Annotated in this window: 16 protein-coding genes and 3 pseudogenes; 8 read left to right on the top strand and 11 right to left on the bottom strand. The window is 70.6% G+C overall.

The window, feature by feature from the left end; all coding sequences use genetic code 11:
* Positions 1 to 5: 5 nt before the first annotated feature.
* Both ACGF3H_RS31925 and ACGF3H_RS31930 read left to right on the top strand, forming a co-directional pair.
* Positions 6 to 302: pseudogene (locus tag ACGF3H_RS31925) on the top strand (ABC transporter); the annotation flags it as partial.
* Positions 256 to 3,096, top strand: a complete 2,841-nt coding sequence (locus ACGF3H_RS31930; RefSeq protein WP_362491491.1) for an ATP-binding cassette domain-containing protein — start codon at positions 256 to 258, stop codon at positions 3,094 to 3,096. The pseudogene ACGF3H_RS31925 and the gene ACGF3H_RS31930, both read left to right, overlap by 47 nt.
* Before the next feature lie 138 nt (positions 3,097 to 3,234).
* Here the strand turns inward: ACGF3H_RS31930 and ACGF3H_RS31935 are convergent, their stop codons facing one another.
* The gene (locus ACGF3H_RS31935) at positions 3,235 to 3,954 is read right to left on the bottom strand and encodes an alpha/beta hydrolase (RefSeq protein ID WP_362491488.1); all 720 of its coding nucleotides are present in this window, start codon (positions 3,952 to 3,954) and stop codon (positions 3,235 to 3,237) included.
* Between the two features lie 19 nt (positions 3,955 to 3,973).
* Positions 3,974 to 4,945: an alpha/beta hydrolase gene (locus ACGF3H_RS31940; protein ID WP_362491485.1), complete on the bottom strand. Its 972-nt coding sequence runs from the start codon at positions 4,943 to 4,945 to the stop codon at positions 3,974 to 3,976.
* A gap of 385 nt (positions 4,946 to 5,330) precedes the next feature.
* On the opposite strand from ACGF3H_RS31940, the gene ACGF3H_RS31945 reads away from it, so the two are divergent.
* Positions 5,331 to 6,161, top strand: coding sequence for an alpha/beta hydrolase (locus tag ACGF3H_RS31945; protein WP_362491482.1), 831 nt, complete (start codon positions 5,331 to 5,333; stop codon positions 6,159 to 6,161).
* A 40-nt stretch (positions 6,162 to 6,201) separates the two neighbouring features.
* Here ACGF3H_RS31945 and ACGF3H_RS31950 read toward each other — a convergent pair whose 3' ends face one another.
* Positions 6,202 to 7,416 carry a hypothetical protein gene (locus ACGF3H_RS31950; RefSeq protein WP_362491479.1) on the bottom strand — a complete coding sequence of 405 codons (1,215 nt, stop codon included), beginning with the start codon at positions 7,414 to 7,416 and terminating at the stop codon, positions 6,202 to 6,204.
* Between the two features lie 152 nt (positions 7,417 to 7,568).
* Here ACGF3H_RS31950 and ACGF3H_RS31955 point away from each other — a divergent pair, with 152 nt between their 5' ends.
* Positions 7,569 to 8,054 (top strand): GNAT family N-acetyltransferase, encoded by a 486-nt coding sequence (locus tag ACGF3H_RS31955; RefSeq protein WP_362491476.1) that lies wholly within the window; start codon positions 7,569 to 7,571, stop codon positions 8,052 to 8,054.
* A gap of 19 nt (positions 8,055 to 8,073) precedes the next feature.
* Here ACGF3H_RS31955 and ACGF3H_RS31960 read toward each other — a convergent pair.
* From ACGF3H_RS31960 to ACGF3H_RS31990, 7 genes and pseudogenes are all read right to left on the bottom strand, one after another.
* Positions 8,074 to 8,466: pseudogene (locus tag ACGF3H_RS31960) on the bottom strand (transposase); the annotation flags it as partial.
* A 55-nt stretch (positions 8,467 to 8,521) separates the two neighbouring features.
* A pseudogene (locus tag ACGF3H_RS31965) lies at positions 8,522 to 8,809 on the bottom strand (extracellular solute-binding protein); the annotation flags it as partial.
* 212 nt (positions 8,810 to 9,021) lie between these two features.
* Positions 9,022 to 11,451, bottom strand: coding sequence for a glycoside hydrolase family 3 C-terminal domain-containing protein (locus ACGF3H_RS31970; RefSeq protein WP_362491473.1), 2,430 nt, complete (start codon positions 11,449 to 11,451; stop codon positions 9,022 to 9,024).
* Positions 11,452 to 11,954: 503 nt separating this feature from the next.
* Positions 11,955 to 14,531, bottom strand: a complete 2,577-nt coding sequence (locus ACGF3H_RS31975) for a family 78 glycoside hydrolase catalytic domain (protein ID WP_362491470.1) — start codon at positions 14,529 to 14,531, stop codon at positions 11,955 to 11,957.
* A gap of 72 nt (positions 14,532 to 14,603) precedes the next feature.
* The gene (locus ACGF3H_RS31980; RefSeq protein WP_362491467.1) at positions 14,604 to 15,512 is read right to left on the bottom strand and encodes a carbohydrate ABC transporter permease; all 909 of its coding nucleotides are present in this window, start codon (positions 15,510 to 15,512) and stop codon (positions 14,604 to 14,606) included.
* A gap of 5 nt (positions 15,513 to 15,517) precedes the next feature.
* Positions 15,518 to 16,402 carry a sugar ABC transporter permease gene (locus ACGF3H_RS31985; protein WP_362491464.1) on the bottom strand — a complete coding sequence of 295 codons (885 nt, stop codon included), beginning with the start codon at positions 16,400 to 16,402 and terminating at the stop codon, positions 15,518 to 15,520.
* Between the two features lie 102 nt (positions 16,403 to 16,504).
* Positions 16,505 to 17,755, bottom strand: coding sequence for an extracellular solute-binding protein (locus tag ACGF3H_RS31990; protein WP_362491461.1), 1,251 nt, complete (start codon positions 17,753 to 17,755; stop codon positions 16,505 to 16,507).
* 356 nt (positions 17,756 to 18,111) lie between these two features.
* Between ACGF3H_RS31990 and ACGF3H_RS31995 the strand changes: the two genes are divergently transcribed.
* Positions 18,112 to 19,125 carry a LacI family DNA-binding transcriptional regulator gene (locus ACGF3H_RS31995; RefSeq protein ID WP_362491459.1) on the top strand — a complete coding sequence of 338 codons (1,014 nt, stop codon included), beginning with the start codon at positions 18,112 to 18,114 and terminating at the stop codon, positions 19,123 to 19,125.
* 111 nt (positions 19,126 to 19,236) lie between these two features.
* Positions 19,237 to 20,232, top strand: a complete 996-nt coding sequence (locus ACGF3H_RS32000) for a LacI family DNA-binding transcriptional regulator (RefSeq protein ID WP_362491457.1) — start codon at positions 19,237 to 19,239, stop codon at positions 20,230 to 20,232.
* A gap of 168 nt (positions 20,233 to 20,400) precedes the next feature.
* Here the strand turns inward: ACGF3H_RS32000 and ACGF3H_RS32005 are convergent, their stop codons facing one another.
* Entirely contained in the window at positions 20,401 to 21,318 is a 918-nt protein-coding gene (locus ACGF3H_RS32005) for a LysR family transcriptional regulator (RefSeq protein WP_362491454.1), read from the bottom strand.
* A gap of 127 nt (positions 21,319 to 21,445) precedes the next feature.
* Between ACGF3H_RS32005 and ACGF3H_RS32010 the strand changes: the two genes are divergently transcribed.
* Positions 21,446 to 22,447: a fumarylacetoacetate hydrolase family protein gene (locus tag ACGF3H_RS32010; protein ID WP_362491451.1), complete on the top strand. Its 1,002-nt coding sequence runs from the start codon at positions 21,446 to 21,448 to the stop codon at positions 22,445 to 22,447.
* A complete protein-coding gene (locus ACGF3H_RS32015) occupies positions 22,444 to 23,406 on the top strand; it encodes a cyclase family protein (RefSeq protein WP_362491449.1) in 963 nt (320 codons plus the stop codon). Before ACGF3H_RS32010 ends, ACGF3H_RS32015 begins: the two co-directional genes overlap by 4 nt.
* Positions 23,407 to 23,429: the final 23 nt, after the last annotated feature.

The raw sequence follows: 23,429 nt of genomic DNA on the forward strand, positions 1-23,429 counted from the left end.
GTCAGGAGGCGCAGGTGGTCGAACTGCTGGTCCGGCTGCGCGACGAGCTCGGCTTCGCGATGGTCCTCGTCTCGCACGGCCTGGCCCTGGTCCGCGACCTTGCCCACCGGGCCGCGGTCATGTACGCCGGTCAGGTCGCCGAGGCCGGCGACACCCGCTCCCTGCTGACCGACCCGGCGCACCACTACAGCCGCGGGCTGCTGGGCTCGGTGGTATCCCTGGAGTCGGGCGCCGAGCGGCTGTACCAGATCCGCGGTGTCGTACCGGCACCCCGGTCGTTCGGCTCCGGCTGCCGGTCCGCCTCCGGTCGGCGGGTCGGGCTGCGGCAGGTCCACCCTGGCCCGTGTCGTCACCGGCCTCCAGCGGCCGACGGAGGGCGAGGTGTACTTCCGCGGCCAGGACCTGTGGAAGATGACCGCCGCCGAACGCCGCGGCCGCTTCGGCGCCGCCGTCGGCGTGGTCTTCCAGGCCCCGTCCACCGCGCTGAACCCGCGGCTGCCGGTGCGCCGCGTCCTGCGCGACCCGCCGGACGTGCACGACCGGGGCACGCGGGCCGAGCGCGAGGGGCGCGTCGAGGAACTCCTCGATCCGGTCGGCCTGCCCGGCCACACCCTGGAGGCGCTGCCCGGACAGCTCTCGGACGGCCAGTGCCAGCGGCCCGGTCCGCCGGCGTGCCAGGGCGTACCGGGCCCGCGGGTGCCCGCCCGTCGGCGGTCCGCCCGCCGAGCACCCGCCGGCCGGGGTCCGGCGGGGAGCGGCCGGCGACACGGGGCGCCACCGGTGGGTGGCATGTGGCCGGCGGGAACGACAATGGGGCCCATGGAAGGACTGGTTCGCCGCTCGGTCTGGGTCCAGGTGCTCGTCTGGACCGTGGCCGTGCTGAGCCTGACCGTCCTGGCCGCGGCCGCCGTCGTGCGGAGCACGGTGCTCGATCCGTCGTTCTACAGCCGGGTGCTCGAGGACGAGCACGCCTACCAGCGCTTCTACGACGAGGTGCTGGTCGATCCGCACAGCACCCCGCTGACCCAGGAGCTGCTGGACCGGTTGCCCGTTCCGCAGTCCACCATCACCTCGAACCTCAAGGTCGTGATCCCGCCGGAGACGCTGCGGACCATGGGCGACCGGCAGATCGCCGAGGTGATCCACTACCTGGAGGGCGACCGCGACGGGCTGCGCGTCACCGTGGACCTGGAGCCCGTCGTCGCGAACGTCGAGCGGCTCAGCCAGGCGTACTTCGGCGAAGCGGTCGCCGCCCTGCAACAGCGTGCCGAGCCCGACTTCCGGGCCTTCGTGCAACGCCTGTCCGAGGTGGCCGCGCAGGTGGTGGCGGGCGAGGCGCCGCTCGACGACCTGCCGACGCTGCCGCTCTCCCGCGACCAAGCGGTGGCGGCCACCCAGGTGCTGCTGCGGCTGGTGCCGCGGGACGCGCGCGCCGGCCTCGGGCCCACCCTGGAGAACGCGCTGGACCGGGGTGACGTGGCCGCGGCGCTGGCCTCACTCGCGCCGGTCGCCCTGACGGACCAGGTCCGCGCGACCGCCGCGGAGCTGCTGCGTGAGGCGCGCGACGGCACCTGGGTCGTCACCGTGCGCCTCGATCCGTCCCGCGACGAACTGGCCCCGGTGCACCGGGCTCGTGCGGTGACGCGGCTGTTCCAGGAGGTCGTGGAGCCGGTCGCCGTGGTCCTGTGCGCGGCCGCGCTCTCGCTGCTGTGGTTCTCCACGCCGTCCCCCGTCAAGCGGCGGCTGATGCCGCTGGGCTGGGTGCCGGCCGCCGCCGCCTCGCTCACGGCGCTGGCGGTGTTCCTCCTCCGGCTCACGCCGGCCGACGCGCTCTTCGCGGCGCCGGCGTCGTGGCCCCCGTCGGCCGCCCGTCTCCTCGCCGACGTGCAGGCCACCGCTCTCGACCGGTTGCTGACCACCGCCACCGTCGTCGCCGCGATCCTGCTCGCCGCGGGGGTGCTGCTGATCACCGTCGCCTGGGTCTGGCAGACCAGGCCGACGGTGCCGGTGTTCACCGACCCGAGGCACGGCCCGGCGCTGACCGTCGTCGTGTCGGCCTGCGCGCTGGCCGGGACCGTGTTCGCCCCCGTGGCGCTGACCGGTCCCTCCCCACGGATCTGCCAGGGCAGTGCCGAACTGTGCGACGCCCGCTACGACGAGATCGCCCAGCTCGCGGCGCACAACGCGATGGCCACGACGGCGGACCGTTTCATCAGCCCCCTCCAGGATCCCGACATCGTCGGCCAGCTGGACGGCGGGGTGCGCGCCCTGCTCCTCGACACCCACCGCTGGGAACGGCCCGAGGAGGTCGCGGACCGGCTGAGCGCCTCCGAGTTCTCCCCGGAACTGCGCCGGCAGCTCACCGGGATTCTGGGGCGGGTGAATCCGCCGCACCCGGGCCTGTGGCTGTGCCACTCGGTGTGCGGCGCGGGTGCGCTGGAACTGGCGCCCACGCTGCGTCAGATCGGCGACTGGCTGCGGGCGCACCCCTCGGAGATCGTCACCCTGATCGTGCAGGACGGGGTGGACGCCGTGGCCACCCAGCGCGCCTTCGGGCAGGCCGGACTGTCCGGCCTGCTGTACGAGCCGGACCCCGATCCGGACCGCCCGTGGCCGAAGCTCAAGGACATGATCGACGGTGGCCGGCGGCTGGTGGTCTTCGCGGAGAAGGCGGACGGTCCCGCCCCGTGGTACCGGAACTTCTACCGGTACGGCATGGAGACGCCGTTCGCCTTCCGCAGCGCCGACGCGATGACCTGTCTGCCGAATCGGGGCGGCACGGACAAGCGGCTGTTCCTGCTCAACCACTTCGTCACGGCCGGCGGCGGCCGGCGACTGGACGCCGGTACGGTCAACTCCCGGCAGCGGGTGCTGGAGCGGGCGCACGACTGCGAACGGCGGCGGGACAGGCCCGTCAACTTCGTCGCCGTGGACTACGCCACGGTCGGGGACGCCCGGGGCGCGGTCGACGACCTCAACACCGAGCGTCTCCAGGACGATCCCCGCTTCCCGGTGAAGCGGTCCCCGGAGAAGCTCCCCGGCGCCGTGCCGGCCGGGACCGCGTCCCCACGGTCCGGCCGAAGGAGCAGGCGCTGAGCCGGCCCCGGCCCTCAACGCCGACCGGCGCTCCGGAGCGCACGCGGAGGCCCGCTCCGGAGCGCGCGAAGCGGCCCCGCCGACGGCCGGCAGGGCCGCACCCCGCACGGGCCGGCGTCGTACGCCGTCGCCGCCTGCTCAGGCGGTGGCGCGCACCGCGTCCAGGATGATCCGCGCGACGTCCTTCGGCCGGGAGACGGCGACGGCGTGCGAGGCGCCGTCCAGCTCGACGACGGTGGCCGCGGCGCGCTCGGCGCCGAAGCGCTCCACGTCCGGGTCGATGGCCCGGTCCGCGCCGGCCACCAGGGCCCACGACGGCTTGGTCTTCCAGGCCGCCGCCGCGGCCTTCTCACCGAACGCCCCCAGCGCGAGGGGGCGTTGTGCGGCCGCCAGGACCTTCGTGACCTCGGCGGGCACATCGGCGGCGAAGACCGAGGGGAACGCCGCCTCGTCGATGGTGACCTCGGTGGCCGTTTCGCCGTCGGCGGTGGGGTAGGTCCACTGCCTGAGGCTGCCCGCCAGCGGCGAGTCGGGGAAACGGCCCTGCAGTTCGCCCAGGCTCTCGCCCTCCTCCAGGACATAGGCGGCGACGTACACCAGGCCGACGACGTTGTCGGTGGTGCCGGCGACGGTGATCAGGGCTCCGCCGTAGGAGTGGCCGACGAGGACGACGGGGCCGTCGATCTGCGCGGCGACGGAGGCGATGTGGGCGGCGTCGGAGGCGAGGCCGCGCAGCGGGTTCGGCGGCGCCACCACGGCGACGCCTTCGCGCTGGAGTTCCCCGATGACCCCGGACCAGGAGGACGCGTCGGCGAACGCGCCGTGGACCAGGACGACGGTGGGCGTGGCAGCGGACATGAGCGGGACTCCTCGGTGATCAGGCGGCGTGCAGGGCGGTGCGCAGGGCGGCGACCGCCTGGGCGATGGCCGCCTGTGCGGCGTGCGTCTCGCGCAGCGCGTTGAGCATCACGAAGTCGTGGATGACACCCTGGTAGCGGACGGCGGTGACGGGCACCCCGGCCTCGCGCAGCTTGTTGGCGTACGCCTCGCCCTCGTCGCGCAGCACGTCGGCCTCGCCGGTGATGACGAGGGCCGGCGGCAGCCCGGTGAGCTGCTCGGTCGTGGCGCGCAGCGGCGAGGCGGTGATCCGGGCGCGCTCCGCCTCGTCGGTCGTGTACTGGTCCCAGAACCACTGCATGCCGTCGCGGCGCAGGAAGTAGCCCTCGGCGAACTGGCGGTAGGAGGCGGTGTCGAAGCTCGCGTCGGTGACGGGGTAGAACAGCACCTGCTGCACCAGCGGGACGCCGCCGCGGTCCTTGGCCATGAGCGTCAGCGCCGCGGTCATGTTGCCGCCCACGGAGTCGCCGGCCACGGCCAGCCGGGTGCCGTCCAGCGCCTTGTCCGCGCCGTGCTCGACGATCCACCGGGCGACCGTGAAGTTCTGCTCGATGGCGACGGGGTAGCGTGCCTCGGGCGAGAGGTCGTACTCGGGGAAGACCACGGCGGCCCCGGCGCCGACGGCGAGTTCGCGCACCAGGCGGTCGTGGGTGTGGGCGTTGCCGAAGACCCAGCCGGCTCCGTGGATGTAGAGGATCACCGGCAGGGTGCCCGTGGCCCCGGCCGGCCTGACGACGCGGGCGCGGACGCCGCCCGTGGGACCACCGTCGACGGTGATCCACTCCTCGTCGACGTCCGGCAGCTCCACCGGGCCCGACTGCACCTCGTCGACGGCCTTGCGGCCCTCCGCCGGCGGCAGCTCGAAGAGATAGGGCGGGTTCGCCGTCGCCTCGGCGAACGCCGCCGCCGCGGGCTCCAGCACCGGCCGGACCGGCTCGAAGACGTCTGACACAAGAACCTCCTGGGACATCACGGGACGCGCCGGAACGGGCCGGCGGGAGCGGACCCGGGAACGCGTGAGGCGCTGCTCGGCGGGTCCGCCCCGGCACGTTAGGCCGGGCACGTGCGGACGGATCGACCAGGAGTGCACGACCGCTGTTCCGCCGGCGAACGGAACGAGGAGACCGGCGACCGCGACGACCACGTCACCTTCGGCAGGCGCGGCCCGCGGACATGAAGCCTGGCGGACACAGGCGTAGGCTCGTCGGTGTGCGCTCGGCCGAGGTCCACGGGCCGCGCGCCGTCCTCCCGGGCCGCGGTTCCCCTTCGCTCGCGCCATGCGCTGGAGCGATTCCCCCCACCCGGCCGCTTCGCCGAGTCAAGCGGAAGGATCAGCAATGGGCACGGTCACGACCTCCGACGGCACGAGCATCTTCTACAAGGACTGGGGCCCGCGCGACGGGCGGCCGATCGTCTTCCACCACGGCTGGCCGCTCACCTCGGACGACTGGGACAACCAGATGTTGTTCTTCCTGTCGCACGGCTACCGCGTGATCGCCCACGACCGCCGTGGACACGGTCGGTCCGGCCAGCCCTCCACGGGCCACGACATGGACACCTATGCCGACGACGTCGCGGCGGTGACCGACGCCCTCGATCTCCGGGACGCCGTGCACATCGGGCACTCGACCGGTGGCGGCGAGGTCGCCCACTACGTGGCACGCGCCGAGCCCGGACGGGTCGCGAAGGCCGTGCTCGCCGGGGCCGTTCCGCCGGTGATGGTCAAGTCCGAGAGCAACCCGGGCGGTACGCCCATCGAAGTCTTCGACGAGTTCCGCGCGTCCCTCGCCGCCAATCGCGCGCAGTTCTACATCGACGTGCCGTCCGGGCCCTTCTACGGGTTCAACCGCGAGGGCGCCGAGGTGTCCCAGGGCCTGATCGACAACTGGTGGCGGCAGGGGATGACGGGCGCGGCCAACGCCCACTACGAGTGCATCGCCGCGTTCTCCGAGACCGACTTCACCGACGACCTCAAGCGGATCGACGTCCCGGTCCTCGTCGCGCACGGGACCGACGACCAGATCGTGCCCTACCCGGATTCGGCGCCGCTGTCGGCCGAACTGCTCCGGAACGGCAGCCTGAAGTCGTACGACGGCCTGCCGCACGGGATGCTCACGACCCATCCCCAGGTCCTCAACCCCGACCTGCTGGCCTTCGTGAGGTCGTAGCCTCCGGGTCGCAGGGGCAGGACGCCCTCGTCGACGGTTGTCATTCGGTGCCGCGGTCCCGCTGGTGGTGACTTCGGGTGATCAGCCATGTACCGCCCACTATCAGCAACGCGAACACCGCCAGCCCCACACCCTGCGCGGCCAGGAGCCACAGGCGGTCGGACAGGGGAAGTGTCCCGGTGAGGGTGACCTGCAGGGATCCGACGGCGAAGGCGATGGCGGCCGTGAAGACGGCGACGACCTCGACGGCGCGCACGGAGGAGGTGTGCAGGGAGCGTTCCAGTTGGGCGTTGGCCGCGGCCTGTCCGTCCCAGCGGCGCTGTTGCTCCGCGTCCCGCAGGGCCCGCAGCCGTCCTTCCTGGATCGCGTCCCGTTTCGTCAGGTACTGGTCCTGCAGAACACCGAGGCTGGCCGTGGGACTCGCCGCGAGCAACGTGAGCGCGGTGTCGATGCTCTCCAGTGCCGCGTCGTGCCGGCCGCACATGTGCAGCCCCGTGGCCAGGCGAACGTGGAACATGTGATCGTCGGGGTGCTCTTCCACGGCCTCCTGCGCACAGGCGCGCAGCAGTTCTCCCTGCCCCTCGAAGGGCGCGGCGAACGCCAGCCCGTTGAGGCAGATGTCCACGGTGTGCCGGGATCTGGTCGTCGCGGACCACGCCTGTTCCAGCAGCTCGGAAGCGTACGCGACGGTCAGCGTCCGGCTGCCGAAGGCGGCGAACGACTGGAGCGCCACGAAGACGGGCTCCGCGCGAAGGGATCCGGCCGCCACGGCCGAGGGCGAATGCCCCAGGAAGGCGTGCAACTCGTCGAAGCAGAAGTTCGCCCGCAGCTTGCCCGCGTGGAAGAGGGCGAGGAAGAACGCGAGGCGCTCCGTGTCGGTGCCGGCGCCTGCCTCCCTCACCATCTCCTCGAACGGGTCCGTGGACTCCACGCTCCCCCGGTTGAGGAACCCGTTGCCGAGGGCCCACTGCTCGGCGACGGCACCCCAGCACGCGTCCCGCACGTGACCCGACATCCATCGCGCGCACTCGAAGGCCGTACGGGCCGTGGGCCGGTCCAGGAAACGACGACGCCAATAGCGGTCGGCGCACATGAAGTAAGGGTCGAGACGGAGATCGGCGGAGGACACCTCGAAGGACGGTGCGGTTCCTGCGGCCAGGAATTCCCCCGCCGTTTCGTCGCAGATGCGGTAGCGCGTTCTGGCATCGGCCGTACGAGCCTCGTCCAGCCGCGCGATGACGGTTGCCGTGTCCATGCGCCCCTCGCCCTACGTGTTCCGGTCCTCGCGACTGCGATCACCTGAACATACCGTCAGGAGGCGTGAGTTGCGTGGGAGGGCTGCCGCCGTGACCGCTCAAGGACTCGCCCGGCGCGCACGGCACCATCCCGATGCGTAATACTCTCCCTATGAACCCGAGCATTACCTCCAGGCCCGGTGCGATCGCCGTGCGGCGCGCCGTCGCGCGGGACGCCAAGCGGCTCACGCGGCTCGTGCGTGGCTCGCGCGCCTACGAGGGTCCGTACGCGGCGATGGTCGCGGGGTACCGCGTGGGTCCCGACTACATCGAGACCCACCGGGTCTTCGTGGCCGTCGACACCGGCGATCCCACGGGCCGGGTCCTCGGTTTCTACGCCCTGCTCCTCGCGCCGCCGGAGCTGGACCTGCTCTTCGTTGCCGACGGGGCCCAGGGCCGGGGCATCGGGCGGCTGCTCGTCGACCACATGAGGTCCGAGGCGCGCGCGGCGGGGCTGGACCGTGTCCGCGTGGTGTCGCACCCCCCGGCCGAGGGGTTCTACCGCAGCGTCGGCGCGCGGCCGACCGGGACCGTCCCCGCGAACCCGCCCGCGGTGGCGTGGGACCGGCCCGAGCTGGAGTTCCCGTTGGGGCGGTAGGACGTGGCCGGCTTCGTCGTCACCGCGCCCGCGGCTTCAGCGGTGCGTTCGGCAGCTCGGAGGCGGGGAGGGAGGGCCCGTCGTAGCCGTGCACCTCACCGTAGCGGGCCGTCCCGTTCGTCCAGTCCTCGCGGGCCCGCACGATCTCCTCGTGCGACCGGTAAGCCTTGTCTGCGATGACCCGGTCGGGCCGGCAGCGCGGCCGGCCCGTTCCGGTGCGCGGAACCCGGATCAGTTCCAGCGGAGGACGTGCACAGACACTGTCGTGGCGTTGGCCGGGTGTCACCAGGATCGCGAGCGGGCGGCCCTTGCCGTCGCAGGCAAGGTGGATCTTGGTGGTCAGTCCGCCTCGTGATCGGCCGAGGGCGTGATCGTCCGGTGCGTCCTGCCGGTGCCGCCCCCCTCTTCGTCGAGTAGATCGCGCCGATCGCGCTGAACGTCACGGGTACGGCGTAGGTGCTGCCGTTGACGTCGGTCACTGGTTTGACGCCCATGGGCATGGTGCGGTTGAAGCGGCGGAGGCTGAGGTCCTCCAGCAGGCCGTCGTCTTCGAGGGAGGTGACGGAGGCGGGGTTGCCGCTTCCGGGCCAGACGGTGAAGATGTCCGGTCCCTCACCTGTACGGAGTTGGGCGGGCAGTCGTCTTTGCAGGTCGCCGGTATCGGCGTAGGTGACGCTGACCTCGATGTCGGGATGCTGCCGCTTGAAGGCGGTCACGACGCTGCCCATCGCGACCTTGTCGGTGGCGTTCGCCATGACGGAGAGTGCGGAGCCGGCCCCATCGGAGCCGCCACCCCAACCGCATCCGGTCACGGACGTGACCGCGAGCGTGAGGGCGAGAGGGGGAACGAGATGGCGCAAGGGGCGTGGCACGAGCGGGCTCCGGCAATGGTCGGCGATGCGTGGGTGAAGGTGGCTGATGCCGCGTGGCGCTCCTGTGCTGGGAGCGCCACGCGTTCGGTGACCGGTCAGCGGATGCCGAGCACCCGTTGCACGGTGATGTCGCGGGACGACCGCGCCACGGCGAAGGTGTACGAGCCGGGTACGAGCCTCCAGCCGCCCGGCTGCCACTCGGTGAGGTCCTGGGCGGGCACGGTGAGGGTGACCCGCTGGGTTCCGCCGGCGGGGAGGGTGACCTTGCGGAAGGCGACCAGGCGGCGCGGTTCTGCCGCCGCCGCGGCCGGCAGGGTGGCGTAGACCTGAACAACGTCGGTTCCCTGGCGTCGGCCGGTGTTGGTGACCGTGACGGAGAGGGTGACGGTCTTGGCGGTCGCGTTCCAGGCGGCCTCGAGGGAGCCATGGGCGAAGGTGGTGTAGGACAGGCCGTGGCCGAAGGGGAAGCGGGGATTCTGGCCCTTGATGTCGTAGTAGCGGTAACCGACGGCGATGCCCTCGTCGTAGGAGACGGTGCCGTTGGTGCCGGGGTAGGTCACCGTGGTAGTGCCCGGCCCCTGACCGGTGTCGGCCGGGAAGGTGACGGGCAGGCGCCCGCCGGGGTCGCTGTCGCCGAAGAGTACGGCGGCCAGCGCGGTGCCCGTGCCGCGGCCGCCGTACCACGCCTGGATGACGGCTTCCACGTCGTCCAGCCAGGGTGTGGCGATGGGACCGTCGGTGTTGAGGACGACGACGGTGCGCGGGTTGGCGGCGGCGACTGCGGTGATGAGCTGGTTCTGGTCGCCCGGTAGGGCGTAGCTCTCGTGGTCCATGGCTTCGCCTGCGACCCGGTTGACGAAGACTATGGCCGCGTCGGCCGACTTGGCCGCCGCCACCGCTTCGGGGATGAGGGACTCGGGCTGCCAGCCGAAGGTGAGGCCGCAGGTGCCGGTCTCCGCGGCGGCATTGGTGTAGATGAGTTCGACCGTGACCGCCTTTCCGGCGGTCAGGTCGGCGGTCCCCTGGAGGGGGTAGTCGTAGGGGCCGAGGAAGAAGCGGCGCATCTGCCGGGTGCCGGAGACGACGGTCTTGCCGTCGATCTTCAGGGAGGTGGTTCCGGCGGGCAGCAGGGAGAAGCGGTGCAAGCCGGTGACGGTCGGGACGAGGGTGCCGGTCCACTTCGCCGACCACACTGCGGGCAGGCCTTCGACGGGTGCGGTGGTGAAGTCGACGGTGGGATCGGTGCGGGTCGTCAGGGGCGTTCCGGTGGCCTCGGCCCCTGCGTAGTAGGTGCCGGCCAGTCCGGGCGCCCCGGCGGAGGTGCGCAGGGCGCTGGACGGGACCGTGGCGAGAGGCACGTCGCCCGTGGTGCCCTGGGTGTGCGTGACCTGAACGGCACTGCCGGCGCGGGTGCGGATCGCCTGAAGCGGGGTGGTCCAGGCACCGGGGTTGACGTAGGTGGAGCCGGAGACTCCGGTGAACGTGTCGGTGCCGGCGGGGCCGATGACGGCCAGTGTCTTCAGTGACGCGGGGAGTGGCAGGGCCGAGGCTCGATTGGTGAGGAGCACCGTGGAGGCGACCGCCGTCTCGTGGGCGAGGGTCCTGTGGGCCTCGGTGCTGACGTCGTCGGCCGGAACGGGGACCGGGTGGTCGAAGAGGCCGTTCGCGTACATCGTGATGAGGATGCGGCGAGCGGCGTCGTCGAGGCGTGCGGCCGGTATCGCGCCGGCGGTGAGGGAGCCCGCGGGGATCTGGACGGCGCCGGGGCCGAGGCCGGCGAGGTCCATGCCGGCGCGGGCCGCGGCCACCTGGTCGTCGCCGGCCCAGAAGTCCGGGACGGTGTAGCCCTGCAGACCGATGTTCTTCTTCAGGTCGTCGAAGAGGGCCGTGTTGCGGGTGGCGAAGGTGCCGTTGATCTTCGGATAGGCCATCATCACCGAGGCCGTCGGGGCGGCGGTGACGACGCGGCGGAAGGGCGCCTCGTAGATCTCGTGCAGAGCACGGTCGGAGACCTTGGTGTCGGTGAAGAAGCGGTTGGTCTCCTGGGTGTAGGCGGCGAAGTGCTTCACCGTGGCCGCCACGTTCTGGCTCTGCATGCCGACGGTGAGCGTCGCGCCGAGGCGACCGGCCAACAGCGGGTCCTCGCCCATGGCTTCGGCCTGACGCCCGAAGTGCCAGGTGCGGGCGAGGTCGACGGTGGGACCGAGGAGGTTGTTGTAGCCCTTGGTGCGGCCCTCCGCACCGATGGCCTTTCCGACGCGGCCCGCCAGGTCCTCGTCGAAGGTGGCCGCCTGCGCCACGGGGACGGGGAAGGCGGTCACGCCCGTCTCGCCGCGCAGGCCCGCCGAGGCGTCGACCATGGTGAGGGCCGGGATGCCCAGATGGGCGACGGCGGTGAAGTCGCAGCGTACGAGGGCTTCCTTCTCGGCGGCCGTCATCCGGGCGAGCATCGCGTCCGCCTGGTCCTTCGGTGCGGCACCGGCGGCGGCCGCGGCCGGTTCGGCGACGACCGGGGCCATGCTCATGGCCAAGGCGGTGAAGGTGGCGGCAGAGAGAAATGATCGTCTGTTCACAGCGGCTCTCCGGGCGAAGGGGCGGCGGGCGGCGGGGCTGCCGCGGGAGGGGGTGGGCGGGGCCGACCGAGGGGTCAGGTTCACGGCCGGCCCCAGTCTCGTGAATTCCGCTTCTCCTGATTCTTTGGAAGCCGCGCCCCACGGCCCACGAAGAAAGGTGTCCTGCGACACTCGAAGACGAAGCGATCAGTTCAACGATGGGGAAACTATGGCCTGTTCACTCGCACCGTCAACCCTTTAAGCTCAAGCATTTTCACCACCCTCCTCACCAGGCGAAGTCGCGCCCTTCATGTGAAACTACGCCTTGAAATTTCAGTTGAAACACTCTGCTGTCGAAGAGCCATGGGCGAGCTGGATGGTCGCCATCCATACGTCGAATACCCATGGCCTTCAAAAAAACAGAAGAAGCCCGTCAATACGCGACGGGCTTCTCGGGAATTCTGCAGTGCGACAGATCAGGCTGCTTTTGCCGCCAGTTCCGTGGTGTCGAGGATGTGGGTGCCCGGGCCCAGGCGCACCGGCGGGCAGCCAGGCAGCTCGGCCGTGGCCCGGCAGCCGTCCGGAATCTCGGCGCGGACGGTCAGGCCACCGGACGCGGTCTGTTCCCAGGCCAGGGAGGCTGTCCCGTACGGAGTCTCGTGGCGGGTGCGGGCCCAGGTGATGCCGCCTCCGGGGCGGGGCCTCAGCAGCAGGTCGCGGTAGCCGGGAGCGGTGGCGGTGATGCCGCCGATGGTGCGGTGCATCCAGTCCGCCACGGCCCCCAGGGCGTAGTGGTTGAAGGACGTCATGCCGCCCGGATTGAGGGTGCCGTCGGGGCGCATGCTGTCCCAGCGTTCCCAGATCGTCGTGGCACCCATGGTCACCGGGTACAGCCAGGACGGGCACTCGGTCTGGGTCAGCAGACGGTAGGCCACGTCGAGGTGGCCGGTGTCGGTCAGCGCGTCGCAGATCAGCGGAGTGCCGACGAATCCGGTGGCGATGCGGGCGTCGTCGTCGACGACGAGCTGCGCCAGTCGGTCGCCGGCCGGTCGGCGCTGCTGCGAGGTGAGCAGGTCGAAGGCGAGTGCCAGGGCGTAGGCGGTCGGGCTGTCACTGGTCATGTGGCCGGACGGCGTGGTGTAGCGGCGGCGGAAGGCGACGGCTGCTTCCTCCGCCAGCGCGCCGTACCGAATTGCGTCCGCCTTCTCGCCCAACTCAGCGGCGGTCAGGGCGAGGTGACGTGCCGAGTGGGAGAAGTAGGCCGTGGCCACGAGGTAGCGGTCGGTGCGGCCGGCGGCGGGGTCGTCGGGCGGGGCCGCCGGGTCGAGCCAGTCCCCCAGCTGGACGCCGGTGTCCCAGAGCCGGGTGGGGCCGGCGAGGCGCTCCACCAGGTCGACCCACGCCTTCGCCATCGGGTAGTGGCGGCGCAGGAGCCCCAGGTCGCCGAAGCGCCGGTAGAGCGTCCACGGTGTGAGCACCGAGACATCGCCCCAGGCAGCGCCCGGATGGATCGGCGTCCACATCGGCTCGCCCGGGATGACCGGCACGTACCAGGGAATCGTCCCGTCCGGAAGTTGCTCCAGGCCGACGTCGGTGAGCCATGAGTCGAGCATGCCGGCGCAGTCGTAGAGGAAGCTCGCCGTGGGGGCGAAGACCTGGATGTCGCCCGTCCAGCCGAGTCGTTCGTCGCGCTGTGGGCAGTCGGTGGGCAGGTCGACGAAGTTGCCGCGCATGCTCCACACGACGTTCTCGTGCAGCCGGTTGACCATGGGGTCGCTGCACTCGAACCAGCCTGTGCGACGCATGTCCGTGTGGTAGACGCGGGCGCTCACCGTGCCGGCCTTCAACTCCCCGGGCCAGCCTGTGATCTCGGCGTAGCGGAAGCCGTGGAGGGTGAAACGGGGCTCCCAGGTGAGCGGCCCCCGACCGGAGAGGATCAGGGTGTCGACGGACGTCGCCTCGCGCAGCGGCCGGGTGGCCAGTTCATCGTCCTGGAGAACCTCGGCGTGCCGAAGGGTGAGGGTGGTGCCGGCCGGACCGTCGACGGTGAGGCGGAGGCGGCCGACGAGGTTCTGGCCGAAGTCGAGCAGGTGGCGGCCGTCGGAGGTGCGGGTGACGGTGGCGGGGGTGATCTCCTCGGTGCAGCGTACCGGGGGGCCCATGGGGGCGACGAGGGTGCCTGCGTCCCGGGTGCCGGTGCGTACGGCCGGCCAGTCCCCCGTGCCGACGACGCCGGACGGGGTGGCCCAGTCGGGATCGTGCAGCCGGGCGTCGAAGGTCTCGCCCTCGTACAGGCCACTGGTCAGGATCGGCCCGGGGGCGGCGGTCCAGGTTCCGTCCGTGGCGATCACGGTGGTGGTGCCGTCGTCGTACGTCACCTCCAGCTGGGCGATGAGGGACTGGTCGGTGCCGTAGATGTTGCGGGTGCCGCCGTCGAAGCCGTACTTGCCGCGGTACCAGCCGTCGCCGAGCCAGGCACCGATGGTGTTGGCGCCGGTGGTGAGATGTGCGGTGACGTCGTGAGTGCGGTAGCGCAGACGGTGCGGGTAGACCGTCCAGCCCGGGGCGAGGATCTCGTCGCCGACTCGGCGACCGTTGATCTCCACCTCGTACAGGCCGTGCGCGGTGACGTACAGGCGGGCGCGGGTGACGGGCCTCTCGATACGGAAGTCCCTGCGGACACGGGCCGGGCGGCGCATCGCCTGCGGGTCCTCGTCCCAGTCCGCGCCGACGGGGACGGCCTGCCAGTCTGCGGGCTCCAGAAGTCCGGCCTCGACGACGGCCGGTTCGCTCCAGGCCGACGGTTCGGCGTCCTCCGGGGCCCAGACGCGGACTCGGACGCCAACACGTTCGCGAGAGACCAGGGGGTCTCCTGGCCAGGGCACAAGCACCTGGTCAGGGCCGGTCAAGCGGCGGGTGCGGTGAGTCCGCCCGGCACGGTCGAGTTCGAGTTCGTACGCCTCCTGACCACGGCTGCCCGGGGGCAGCGTCCAGGTGAGGCGGGGGGCGGGGACGCCGATGCCAAGGCCGTCCGGCAGGTGCTCGAAGGTCACCGGGGAGGGCTGAGGGGGGTGCAAGGGAAACCTTTCGTCACGTGCGGGAGCGAGCGGGGTGTCGGGCCTGCGTCAGCCCTTGACCGCTCCCGAAGTGAGGCCCTTCATGACCTTCTGGTTGAGGAAGAGGTAGATCAGGAGGGTGCCGAAGACGTTGATGCAGATGGCGGCGAAGAGAGGGCCGTACTGGGTGGCGCCGAAGTCGCCGGTGAAGTTGAGCAATCCGACCTGGATGGTGCGCAGGTCCTGGTTGTTGGTGAACGTCAGGGCGATGAGCAGGTCGTTCCAGATGAAGAAGAACTGCACCAGGCCGACGGTGAGGAGCGCGTTGCGGACGAGGGGAACGCTGATGGTCCAGAAGGCCCGGAGGATGCCGGCGCCGTCGATGGTGGCGGCCTCGAACAGCTCGCGGGGGACGGTCCGGTAGTAGGTGGCCATCATGAAGACGGTCAGGGGCAGGCCGGTGCCGGTGTAGGTGAGGATCAGCGGCCACAGGGTGCCGGACAGGCCGGTCTGGAAGTACACGGTGAACAGGGGCAGCAGGATCATCTGCGGCGGGACCATCATTCCCGCGAGGAAGACCAGCAGGGTGAGGCTGCGGCCCTTCCACACCATGATCTGCAGAGCGAATCCAGCGGCGGTGCCCAGCAGCAGCATCAGCGCCAGGGCGGGAACGACGGCGAGCAGGCTGTTCTGGACGTACAGGCCGATGTGGCCGGTCGTCCACGCCTCGCTGTAGTTGCTCCACTCCCAGGTCGTGGGCAGGGACCAGGTGGAGTTGTTCAGGTAGTCGTCATTGGACTTCAGGGACGTCAGGAACATCCAGATCATCGGGTAGATCTCGACGATCAACAGGAAGGTGACGACGATTTTCACCCACAGGCGGCTTCCCCGACGACCGCGCCGGGTCCGGTGCGCACGGGCGGGAGCACGGCCGGAACCGCTCGCGGAGGTCTTGACGGGTGTGTCGATGGTGGCCATCAGTCTCAGCCCTCCGTGAGGTCGCGCCGCGAGACGCGGTAGACGACCAGGCTCACCAGCAGGCACACGACGGTGAGCAGCAGAGCGATGGTGCTGCCGTAGCCGTAGTCGCTGTAGGTGAACGACGTCTGGAACATGTACAGGGTCAGCGGGGTGGTGCCGTTGCCGGGTCCACCGTTGGTCAGGGAGACGATGGAGTCGAAGACCTTGAGGGTTCCGTTGATGCTGAAGATCAGGGACGACATCAGGACGGGCAGGGACAGCGGCAGCACGATGTGGCGCACCAGTCTGAGGCCGGTCGCTCCGTCGAGGCGGGCTGACTCCAGGACCTCGTCGGGGATGTCGACCAGACCGGCGAAGAGCAGCACGGCGTAGAAGCCCATGGACCGCCAGATGTCCATGACGATCAGCACCCAGAAGGCGCTGCCGGCGCTGCCGAAGAAGTCGATCGAGTCGATGCCGACGGCGTTGAGGAGGGAGTTGACCGGTCCGGTCTGCGGGGCGACCTGGAAGAACTTCTGGAAGAGCAGGCCGACGGCGACCGTGGGAAGGACCACGGGGAAGAACACCAGGGTGCGGATCAGCGCCGAGGCGCGCTTGAGGAAGAAGACGTAGAGCAGGGCCAGGAGATAGCCGGCGATCACCTGGCCGGCCGTGACGATCACGGCGTACTTCAGGGTGAACCAGAGCGCGTCCTGGACGGCCGGGTCGTCGAGGAGTCTGGAGAAGTTGGCGACGCCGTTTCCGGTGAAGCCGTCGATGGTGTTGCCCTTGGTGAAGGAGTACCCGAGTGACCACACCATCGGGACCAGCATGATCAGGGAGTAGACGAGGAGGGCGGGACCGAGCAGGAGCGCGATCGCCCTGCGGTCACCGAGTACGCGGTGCATGGGTGGTGTCCGTCTCGTTTCCGTTGGCAGGACCTGCGACCGGGCGACCGGGGCGGCTCACGTGAACGTGTGTGAGGAGGCGGTGAGCCGCCGCGGGACCGGTCACTGGGCGGCGAGCGCGTCCTGGACGGTCTGCATGAACTTCTCGGGGCTCATGCTCCCGGCGACCAGGCCTGCCGCGTTGGTCTGGCTGACGGTGGTGGCCTTGGTACTGAACAGGGCCTCGAACCAGAGCACGTTCTGCTTCGAGGAGCTGATGGTGTCGCGGACCTGGGTGGTGACCTGGTTGGCGTCCTTGACCTCGGTGTTCACCTTGAAGCCGGAGATGGAGCCGTGGTCCTTCAGCGCGGTGGCGCCGTAGTTCTTCGCAATGCAGGAGACCCAGTCGCCGGTCTTCTTGTCGAAGGACTTCGCGGACAGGGTGATCCCGAGACCGACGTTGGACGGGTACTGGTCGACGGAGCCCTTGCCGCCGGAGACGGCAGGGAAGGGCATGAAGCCCACGTCATCGACGCCGACCTTGTTCTGCTTGTCGTCGGAGATGTTCGCCAGCGCCCAGCTGCCCATGTAGAACATGGCGGCCTTGCCGGTGAGGAACTGGTTCATCGCGGTGTCGTAGTCGATGGAGCCGACACCCTTGCCGAAGTACCCCTTCTTGCCCAGGGCGGCGATCTCCTCGGCGGCCTTCACGTACTCCGGGTCGGTCAGCTTCGCCTTGCCGTCCGCCACCTTCTGCAGGGCGTCCGGGCCGAGGCTGCGGTAGAGGTAGCCGCTGATCAGCCGGGTCAGCGGCCAGCCCTGCTGCCCGGAGGCGGAGAACGGCTGGACACCCTTCGACTCCAGCTTCGCCGCGGACGACACCAGCTCTTCCCACGAGCCGGGCACCTTCAGCCCGTTCTCGGCGAAGACCTTCTTGTTGTAGAAGATCCCCTCGATGTTGTACTCGTACGGCAGCACCTCCAGCTTCCCGCCGTACAGCGCCTTGATCGTGGAGACGGCGGCCGGCTCCAACTGACCGAGCACGCCGAGGGACTTCAGCTCCTTCTCCAGGTCGGCGACCTTGCCGGACTTCGCCAGCTGCTGGGTGAGGGCGGGGGCGTTGCCCGCGGCGAACTGCACCGGCAGGGCGTTCTGGCCGGCCAGCAGTTGCAGCTTCTGGTCCAGGCTCGCCTGCGGGACGGTCTCCACCTTCAGCGGCAGCGCGTCGTTCGCCGCCTTGCACTCCCCCTTGGACATCGTGGTCAGGGCTGTCTTGACCGTGGTGTTCTCGGTGACGCTGAGGTAGCTGAAGTCTTCGGGCGTGGCGGAGGAACCGCCGCCACTGCCGCCACAGGCGGTGGCGAGCAGGGCCATTGACGCAGTTCCGGCAGTGAAGAGACTCAGTCGCGTACGACGGGCACGGGACATACGCAGGGACACGGGGAACTCCCAGGGTCATGGAGAGGGAAGGCGAGGTGTGTGGAGGCGCCAGGGGCGGAGCATGGCCCGGCGGCATCGCGAGAGAACCGTGTAAAACGTTCTCTGCGGCAAGTGGGCAACACCTTGCACCCCACCTCGACGCGCGTCAAGACACAGCCCGGTAACGCGGCGGATCCACGCGGAAGACTTGACGGCAACCAGGGGTAGGCGTGTAGACCGTTATACCTACAGCTACACGGATCTGAGGTATGCCGATGGATCAGGCTGGCGCAGCCAAACAGAACAGACGCGTGACCATCACCGATGTGGCCCGGCACGCCGGCGTCTCCACAGCCGCCGTCTCCAAGGTGCTGCGCGATGCCTATGGTGTCAGTGAGGCGATGCGACAGAAGGTCACGGCGGCCATCGCCGAACTCGGCTACCGGCCGCACGCGGCGGCACGTGGCATGCGCGGCCGGACCTACACGATCGGCGTGCTGCTCGACAACGTCCGCAACGCCTTCTTCGCCGACATCCTCGACGGCATCCGGGACGAACTGCGCCAGACCAAGTACACCGTGCTGATCGGCGCCGCCGGCTTCGACCCGGAGGAGCAGGCGAAGACCATTCGTTCCATGGTCGACCGTCAGATGGACGGGCTGATCCTCATCGCGCCCGGCACGGCCCGGGCCGAGGTGCTGGCCACCGCCGCCTCGACGCCGACCGCGGTCATCGGTCACCACGACACGGACGAGTCCTACGACTCTGTCGTCGACGCCGACGACACCGGCGCTGGCCTCGTCGTGGACCACCTCGTGGCACTCGGCCACCGCGACATAGCCCTGGTCTCCGCGCCCGGTACCAAGGCCAACCAGTGGAAGCGCACGCCCGAAGCAGTCCTGCGAGACGGCTATACAAGTGCCATGGAGCGGCATGGTCTCGCCGAGCACGCCCAGATACAGCACGCCGCCTACTCCGACGACGGCGGTTTCAAGGCGGGCATGAACCTGCTGACGGCCGATCGCCCGCCCACCGCCATCGTGACCGGCGCCGATGTCGCCGCCCTGGGCATCTACCGCGCCGCTCACGAACTGGGACTGCGTATTCCCGAAGACCTCTCGCTCGTCGGCTACAACAACACCGCGCTCGCCGCCCTGGCCCCCGTCCAGCTCACCAGCGTCGACCAGGCCGGCCACACCATGGGCTCCACTGCCGCCCGCATGCTCATCGAACGGGTGGAAGGCCGAAGGGACCGAGCCATACAGACCACGATGACCCCCCGCCTGGTGGTGCGCGGCACCACCGCGCCGCCAAGGAGTCGTTAGACCGTGCCCCGACCGCCAGCCGCGGCACCCGCGGCCCCTCCCACGCCGGCCCTCGGAGGACGAAGGGCGGGGCGGGACAGCCGGGTTCGTCCCCGAGTCGGCATCAAGGACGTGGCGCAGGCGGCCGGAGTGTCGCTCGGCACCGTCTCCAACGTCCTCAACCGCCCCGAAGTCGTCGCCGAGGCCACCCGCACGCGCGTCCTGGACGTCATCGACTCCCTGGGCTACGTCCGCGCCGAAGGCGCCCGGCAACTGCGGGGCTGGGCCTCCCGCGTGATCGCCGTGATGGTCCCCGACATGGCCAACCCGTTCTTCACCGCCCTCGCCTCCGGGGTTGAGCAGGCCGCCCGTGAAGCGGACCTGGGCGTCATGGTGTGCACCGGCGCCCACGATCCGGCAGAAGCCGCGCGTCACCTGTCGCTGATCACCTCGCACCAGGTTCGCGGTGCAGTACTCACCTCGAGTGAGCGCGTCGGCCGTACCGTGGCCGCCTTCCACCGCAACGCGGTGCCCTTCGTCGTGGCCGACCAGAACGCGCCCCAACCCGCCGCCTGCTCGGTCGGCATCGACGACGTCGCCGGCGGCCACGCCGCGGCCCGTCATCTGATCGCGCAAGGGCACCGGTCCTTCGCATACGTCAGCGGCCCCGACAGCCTCCAGCAGGTACGGGACCGCCGCCACGGAGCACTGCGCGCCGTCCGCGAAGCCGGCCTGCCGGCTTCGGCGTTGCTGGAGCTGCCGTGCGGCGCTCTCACAGTGGACGCCGGCAAGGACGCAGGGCACCGCGTCCTCGGCCTTACGCAGCGGCCCACCGCCCTTTTCTGTGCCAACGACCTGCTGGCCCTGGGGGTGCTGCAGGCACTGTACGAGGCCGGGCTCAGAGTGCCCGGCGACATCGCCGTAGTGGGGTACGACGACATTGAGTTCGCCGCGTCCGCGGTGGTACCCCTCACTTCGGTACGGCGGCCGGCCATAGCCATGGGCAGGCAGGCCGGCCGCCTCCTCATCGAGGACACGGCCAGCGGCTGTCTCCACGAACACGCGCACGTCATCCTTCAGCCGGAACTCGTCGTGCGCCGGTCGACCATGGCGGTACCGGTTCACTGAACCCGGCCACCGCCGGACGCCATTGTGGAGGCACAGACACGCGGTTGCGCGCGACCCGGGACGATGATGCCTTCCGGCTGCCCCGCATGCCCACAGGTGGCACGATTCATGTGCCGGATACCTTCGGTCCACACGGCGGATGGCCGGGCTCCCGCCCCCGAACGAGTCTCATGTCTCCACCACGTCGGTCATGCGGCTCCCGACCCGGGCGGCCGTCTCCCTCAGCCAGATGTGGGCCGCGTCGTGAGTGTGCACCGGGTGCCACCACAACGCCTCCCGCAGGGGTACCGCCTCGTAGGGCGGCTCAACCACCCGTACGCCGGCCAGCGGCGCGAGGAGCCGGGCGAGACGCCCCTGGATCAGCGCGATGCGCCGAGTTCCACTGACCAGCAGCGGCATGACCTGGAAGCTGTCGACGGAGACCTCGACGCGAGGCTCGATGCCCAGCATGCCGAGCTGGCGGACGGCCGGGGCGTCATACGTGCGCTGGTAGGTGACCCAGGGCAGCCGGGCCAGGTCTTCCCGGGTCAGCCGGTCGTCGACGCTCGGGTGGTCCTCGGCGACGAGGAAGACCCACCGGTCTTGGTAGAGGTCGGTGGCGGGGAAGTCGCTCACCACACCGTGCGGCATGAGCAAGCCGTCGGTGGTGCTCAGCAGGGTGTCCGTCGCGTCCACCACTGTGGTCGGCGTCTGGGCGAATCGCAGGCGGATGCCAGGGGCCTCTTGATGCACGACCCGGGCGAGTTCGGCACCGAAGACGGCGACCGCGTAGTCGGACGCCACGAGCTTGAACTCACGGCTCTCCTGGGCCGGGTCGAAGTCCGCCTGGCTGGCGAAGAGGCGTTCCAGCAGGTCATACGCGGTGGACGCGCGGTCGAGGAGAACTTGTCCGAGGGCGGTGAGCTCGTAGTGCCCGCCGACGCGGGCCAGCAGGTCATCGTCGAAGTGCCTGCGCAGGCGCGCGAGCGCCGCACTCATCGCCGGCTGGCTGAGGCCGACCCGCTGCCCGGCGCGGGTCACGTTGCGCTCTTCCAGCAGAGCGCGCAGGGCGACGACGAGGTTGAGGTCCAGGCGACTGAGATTCACGACAATTTCCCTAGCTGTCCGGCGACGACCTGCAGAAATTTGCCTCGTGGATGACCATCATCCACGGAATCTATTTCCGTGATCGCGGGTGGCGGGTCCAGATTAGTGCCATCGCAATCAGGAGGACATGTCCGTGAAACCTGAAGCCGCGTCCGCCCTCTTCGCCGGACCCTTCGCTCTCGCCACCCTTTCCATCCCCGAGGGGGCTGCCTTCCCCGCTCTCGTCACCCCTGACGCCCAGGTGATCGACCTGCGACGCGCTCTTGACGACACCGGCTTGACCATGCGGGGCGTCCTGGACGACTGGGACGCGGTGCTGCCGCGGCTGACGGCGCTGACCGGCGACAGGGCTCTGCGGCGCGCACCGCTGGCGGACTTCCGCGTGCACGCGCCGGTCGAGCCGCGACAGGTCTTCCAGTCGGGGGCCAACTACCGGCAGCACGTCATCGACCTGCACGTCGCGCACCGGGCCCCGGGCGACGACCGGCCGGAGGAGGAGCGGCGCGCCGAGGCGGCCGAGATCATGGACCGGCGGGCGGCCGAGGACCTGCCCTACGTCTTCATCGGCCTGCCGAGCGCGATCACCGGCCCCTACGACGACGTCGTACTCCCGGCGTGGGCCGAGAAGCCCGACTGGGAGCTGGAGCTGGCGGCGGTCATCGGCCGGCCCGCCCACCGGGTGTCCGTCGAGGAAGCCCTCGGCCATGTCGCCGGTTACACGATCGCCAACGATCTGACCGACCGTGCCACGGTCTTCCGCCGGGACATGCCGCAGGTCGGCACCGACTGGCTGCGCAGCAAGAACGCGCCGGGCTTCACGCCGCTCGGCCCCTGGATCGTGCCCGCCGAATCGGTCGCGGACACGGGCGACCTGCGGCTGACGCTGAAGCTGAACGGCGAGACCATGCAGGACGAGTCGACCAAGGACATGATCTTCGACGTGGCGCGGATGGTGTCCTACGCGTCGCAGACCGCCCGGCTCCTCCCCGGCGACCTGGTGCTCACCGGCTCCCCGGCCGGCAACGGCATGCACTGGGGCCGGCTGCTGCGCGACGGCGACGTCATGGAGGGTTCGGTCACCGGACTCGGTGTCCAGCGCACCCGCTGCGTCGCGGAGGCGGCGGAATGACCCTGGACCGCACCGACCCAGAGGGCTCGATAGCGCGCGCCGCGAAGGCGTACTCCAACTGGGGCCGCTGGGGCGAGGACGACGTCCTCGGCACGCTCAACTTCCTCGACGCGGCGGGGCGTCGCGAGGCCGCCGCGCTCGTCCGGCGGGGTGTCAGCTTCTCCCTCTCCCAGCGGTTCGACATGAACGGCCCGCAGAAGGGCTGGCGCCGGCGCACCAATCCGGTGCACACCATGCTCGACACCGGCACCGACGCCGCGCTCGGCAACCAGGGCTTCCCGCACGGCATCGGCGGCGCCGACGACGTCATCGCCATGCCGCTGCAGTGCTCCACCCAGTGGGACGGCCTGGGCCACATCTTCGACCACGGCAAGGCGTGGAACGGGCGCCCGGCGGAGCAGGTCGTCACCTCCGACGGCGACCTGGTCACCGGCATCGAGCACATGGCCCCGCACGTCGCCGGACGCGGTGTGCTGCTGGACGTCGGCCGCGCGGCCGGTGAGAACGGCGAACTGCCCGACGGCTTCGCGATCACCGGGCAGCACCTCACCGCCACCGCGGAGGCCCAGGGCGTGACCGTGGGGCGCGGCGACATCGTGCTGGTCCGCACCGGGCAGCTCACCCGGGTCCGGCGCGACGGCTGGGGCGACTACGCGGGTGGTCCCGCGCCCGGTCTGTCGTTCACCACGGCCGGCTGGCTGCACGGCACCGAGATCGCCGCGATCGCCACCGACACCTGGGGCTTCGAGGTCCGCCCGAACGAGTTCGAGGACGCCTTCCAGCCGCTGCACCAGGTCGCCATCCCGCACGTCGGGCTGCTGATCGGCGAGATGTGGGACCTGGACGCCCTCGCCGAGGACTGCGCGGCCGACGGCGAGTACGCCTTCTGGCTCACCGCGGCCCCGCTGCCCATCACCGGCGCGGTGGGCTCACCCGTCAACCCGATCGCGGTCAAGTAGACCGAGGAACGAAGGAGTTCTTC

The organism is Streptomyces sp. NPDC048185 (assembly GCF_043202495.1).
GTDB lineage: Bacteria > Actinomycetota > Actinomycetes > Streptomycetales > Streptomycetaceae > Streptomyces.